The sequence below is a fragment of the Rhodoferax sp. genome (assembly GCF_014859475.1).
In the GTDB taxonomy this organism is placed as follows: Bacteria; Pseudomonadota; Gammaproteobacteria; order Burkholderiales; family Burkholderiaceae_C; genus Rhodoferax.
This window is the reverse complement of record NZ_JACUUE010000210.1, coordinates 1-4,280: the sequence shown is the minus strand read 5'-3', so window position 1 is coordinate 4,280 and position 4,280 is coordinate 1. Positions and strand designations below refer to the sequence as shown.

The window sequence follows — 4,280 nt, the reverse complement described above, 5'->3', positions numbered from 1 at the left end:
CGACCCGTGTGAGCAGGGTGGCAACGGCTCTGGACGGCGGCAGCAAGTTGGCAAGCTCCTGCTCAAGCAGATAGCCGATCATGCCGTCGGTCTGCGCGCCCAGCACATCCAGCGGATAGGCCTCCACGCTGGTGTAGGCGGCGGCCTGCAGTGCCAGCAGCCCCACCTGCGGCCCGTTGCCGTGTGTCAGCACCAACTCATGCCCAGCAGCCACGCCCGCGATCTGGACGGCTGCACGGCGAATGTTGTCGAGCTGGTTTTCTGCGGTGGGCGGTTCACTGCGCTGCAGCAGCGCGTTACCGCCAAGGGCAACGACGAGTCTCATCCGAGTGTGGCCACCAGCACGGCCTTGATGGTGTGCATGCGGTTTTCGGCCTGCGTGAAAACGACGGACGCATCGGACTCAAAAACCTCGTCGGTCACTTCGATCTCGCTGAGGCCATATTTCTCATGCACCTGGCGACCCACCTCGGTATCCAGGTTGTGAAAGGCCGGCAAGCAATGCATGAACTTGGTGCGCGCCTTGCCGGTGGCCTGCATCAATGCCGTCGTGACCTGGTAGGGCAGAAGTTGCGCGATGCGCTGCTTCCAGACCTCTTCGGGCTCGCCCATCGACACCCAGACATCGGTGTAGAGAAAGTCTGCCCCAGCCACGGCTTTCAATGGGTCGGTCTCCAGCGTGATGCGAGCCCCGGTGCTGCGCGCGAGTTCGCGCATCTGCGCCACCAGGTCGGCCGGCGGTTGCAGGTCCGCTGGTGCGGCGATGCTCACGTCCATGCCCATTTGCGTGCCGCCCACCAGCAGCGAGCTGCCCATGTTGAAGCTGGCATCGCCCAGATAGCAAAAACTCAACTCGTGCAAGGGCTTCTCGCCAAACTCCTGCATCGTCAGCAGGTCAGCCAGAATCTGGGTCGGGTGTGCCTCATCGGTGAGCCCGTTCCAGACCGGCACCTTGGCAAAGCGCGCCAGTTCATCGACCACGCTTTGATGGAAGCCACGGTATTCAATACCGTCGTAGTACCGTCCCAGCACGCGAGCCGTGTCCTTGAGGGACTCTTTATGTCCCAGCTGCGAGCCGACAGCATCCAGGTACGTGACGTGGCCACCTTGGTCATGCACCGCTACCTCAAAGGCGCAGCGCGTGCGGGTCGAGGGTTTCTCAAAGATCAGCGCAATGTTCTTGCCCTTGAGCTGCGGGTGTTCATTGCCCACCGCCTTGGATCGCTTGAGCTCGGTCGCCAGGTCGAGCAGAAATCGAATGTCGCCAGGGGCGAAGTCCTTGAGCGCCAGCAGGCTGCGGTTGCGAAGGTTGAAGGCCATGGGGAATCCAGTCTTGAGAGTTGTGGATGTTCGGGCGGCACCTAGACGGCGTCACGTTCGATGGGGCAGGACATGCAGTGGCTGCCACCGCGACCGCGGCCCAGTTCAGCACCAGAGATGACCATCACTTGCACCCCGGCATTGCGCAGCAAGTTGTTGGTATGGGTGTTTCGGGCGTAGGCCATGACAACGCCGGGTGCCAGCGCCAGCAGGTTATTGCCGTCGTCCCACTGCTCGCGCTCCACTGTGTAGGCATCGCCACCGGTGGCGACAGTGCGCAGCCGGGGCAAGCCCAGGGCTTCCTTCATCACATCCAGAAAGGACTGTGACTCCGTGCGCACATCCAGGCTTCCCGCCAGCTTGCCTGGCCGCAGGCTGTGCACGCGGATGGTGTCCACCAGCTCCGGGAAGTAGGTCACCAGGTCCACATCGCAAAAAGTAAACACGGTGTCCATGTGCATGGCACCGCGCGACTTGGGAATTTGGGCTGCGAGCACCCGGCTTGCTGCACCGGTTGCGAAAAGTGCGCGAGCGAGCTGACTCACGGCCTGGGGCGAGGTGCGCTCACCCATGCCGATCAACACGACCCCCCCGCCCAGCGGCATGACATCACCCCCCTCCAGCGTGGCCTGACCGTGATCCTGGTCGGGGTCGCCCCACCACACGGTGGTGTGCCCCGCAAAGGCCGGATGAAACCGATAAACCGCTGCGGTAAGCAGCGTCTCCTGCCGGCGCGCCGGCCAATACATGGGGCACAAGGCCACGCCCTCACCGATCCAGCAACTGCTGTCACGCGTAAACAAAGTATTGGGCAGCGGTGGCAACAGGAAGTCGGCCTCAGCGGCGTAACGCGCCAACAGCCCCTCTGGCTCGAAAGGCAGCTCGGCACGCGCCAGGCCGCCAATGAGGTGTTCGGCCAGACGGCTCGGCGACAACCCTTCCAGCCAGGGCCGCAACTGCTGCGCCAGTTCCGGGTCGATGAAATTGGGACCGAGTTTGCGCTCAAGCAACCAGTCGCGCGCAGCAGGGTTGCCCATGGTCTCAGCAAGGACCGCCTGCAGTTCGAGCACCTCAACATGACGCTCGCGCATGGCATGGGTGAACGCGTCATGGTCTGCCCGCGCCTGCTCTACCCATAGAACGTCGTCGAACAACAACTCATGACAATTGAGCGGCGTCAAGCGCCTCTGCGCCAGGCCGGGTCGGCATACCAGCACCGTGCGCAAGCGGCCGACTTCCGAGTGGATTCCTATCGGCATATGGATACCTCTTCAAAAAATCAATATGTGCTTGACCAACATCAAACGCTCAGTCGACCTGTGGCCAGCAGGGCTGCGGCAACCAGCGCCAGCACGACAAGAACAGCAAGAATGACCCATTCGCGCCCCCCGAAGGCTTGCTCGCTGCGTTGTCGCTTGGCGATCAGATACACCACCGCACCCGGTGCATACAGCAAGGCGCTCAACAACAAATACTTGAAACCGGCGGCATACAGTAGCCACAGGCAGTAAACAGTGGCCAATGCGGCGATGGGCACATCGCTGCGGTGGTGGGCGCTGCGTGTGTCCTGCGCCTCGCCTTCACCGCGCCAGGCCAGCGACAGCCCATAGGCGGCGCTGAACAGGTAAGGCAGAAGAATCATCGCCGTGGACAGCGAGATGAGCGCCAGGTACGACGCCTTCGAGAACAGCGTCAGCACAAGAAACACCTGCACCATACCGTTGGTCAGCCACAGCGCATTGGCCGGCACGCCCTTGCCGTTCTGTTTGGCAAGCCAATCCGGCATCACACCGCCACCGGCCGGGGTGAAAAGCGACTCCGCAGCCAGCAGCATCCAGGCCAGAAAACCACCGCCCACCGACACGATCAGGCCGACGTAAATCAGCACCGCACCCCACGTGCCCACCGCCGCTTCCAGCACGCTCGCCATCGACGGATTCTTCAGGCCCGCCAACTCGGGCTGCGCAAAGATGCCCAGCGACAGCAGTGACACCGACATCAGCAGTAGCAAGCAGATCAGGAAACCGATGACGGTGGCCCAGCCAACGTCTTCACGTTTGCGAGCACGGGCCGAATACACGCTGGCCCCCTCGATGCCGATGAAGACCCACACGGTCACGAGCATCGTGCTTTTCACCTGATCAAGCACCGAGCCAAGTTTGGCATCACCCCAGAAATTGAGCCGAAAGGTATCCAACTGGAACGCCATGGCCACCAGGCCGATGAATAACAGCAGCGGTACGATCTTGGCCAGTGTGACCACAGCGTTGAGCACGGCAGCGCCTTGAATGCCGCGTAGCACCAGGGCATGAATCAGCCACAGCACCATCGAGGCGCCGATGATGGAGGCGAGCGTGTTGCCCGTGCCAAAAGCAGGGAAGAAGTACCCAAGCGCACCGAACGCGGCCACCAGATAGCCCACATTGCCGATCCAGGCGCTGACCCAATAGCCCCAAGCCGAGTTGAAGCCAACGTATTCGCCTGACAACGCCCGGGCATAGGCGTACACGCCGTTGTCCAGTTCGGGCTTGCGCAGCGACAGCATCTGGTAGACGCGCACCAGCAGCAGCATGCCGACACCGGTGACCGTCCAGCCGATCAGAATCGCACCGGCACCGGCGCCGGCGGCCATGTTCTGCGGCAGACCAAAAATACCGCTGCCAATGATGGAGCCCACCACCAGCGCCACCAGCAAGCCCAAGCCAAGTTTGCCGGGCGGGCTTTTTTGGGGCGATGGGGTCGATTGTGTGTTCATGGCTGGCGTGCTCCTGGTAGGACTTGGGCTTCTCGTTCATTCTTGACACCGCTTGCTCAGGGTTTCATGATCACCGACGTTGCGACTATTGGTCTGTGCGAAAACGCACACAAGTCCCGAAGTCATCAAAAGGGTTTGCAGTCCAGTGACCGTATTCACGCCGACTGTGATCCGCCTTTGTGCAGGGATTCAGCCTTGCAGGGCC

3 protein-coding genes and 1 pseudogene are annotated in these 4,280 nt (G+C 62.0%); all 4 read right to left on the bottom strand.

All coding sequences use genetic code 11. The features are described 5' to 3' along the window. Window positions 1-325 (bottom strand): annotated as a pseudogene (locus IBX54_RS13115) (carbamate kinase); the annotation flags it as partial. Continuing rightward, on the bottom strand, window positions 322-1,320 hold the full coding sequence (gene argF, locus IBX54_RS13110) for an ornithine carbamoyltransferase (protein ID WP_296543103.1): 999 nt from the start codon (window positions 1,318-1,320) through the stop codon (window positions 322-324). The gene argF and the pseudogene IBX54_RS13115, both read right to left, overlap by 4 nt. 41 nt (window positions 1,321-1,361) lie before the next feature. Next, on the bottom strand, window positions 1,362-2,579 hold the full coding sequence (locus tag IBX54_RS13105) for an arginine deiminase (protein WP_296543102.1): 1,218 nt from the start codon (window positions 2,577-2,579) through the stop codon (window positions 1,362-1,364). Between the two features lie 41 nt (window positions 2,580-2,620). Continuing rightward, window positions 2,621-4,075 (bottom strand): arginine-ornithine antiporter, encoded by a 1,455-nt coding sequence (gene arcD, locus IBX54_RS13100; RefSeq protein WP_296543101.1) that lies wholly within the window; start codon window positions 4,073-4,075, stop codon window positions 2,621-2,623. Between the last annotated feature and the right edge of the window lie 205 nt (window positions 4,076-4,280).

Excerpts from the sequence above, each read along its gene's own strand:
- argF (WP_296543103.1), bottom strand. The coding sequence starts at position 1,320 with ATGGCCTTCAACCTTCGCAACCGCAGCCTGCTGGCGCTCAAGGACTTC.
- arcD (WP_296543101.1), bottom strand. The coding sequence starts at position 4,075 with ATGAACACACAATCGACCCCATCGCCCCAAAAAAGCCCGCCCGGCAAA.
- IBX54_RS13105 (WP_296543102.1), bottom strand. The coding sequence starts at position 2,579 with ATGCCGATAGGAATCCACTCGGAAGTCGGCCGCTTGCGCACGGTGCTG.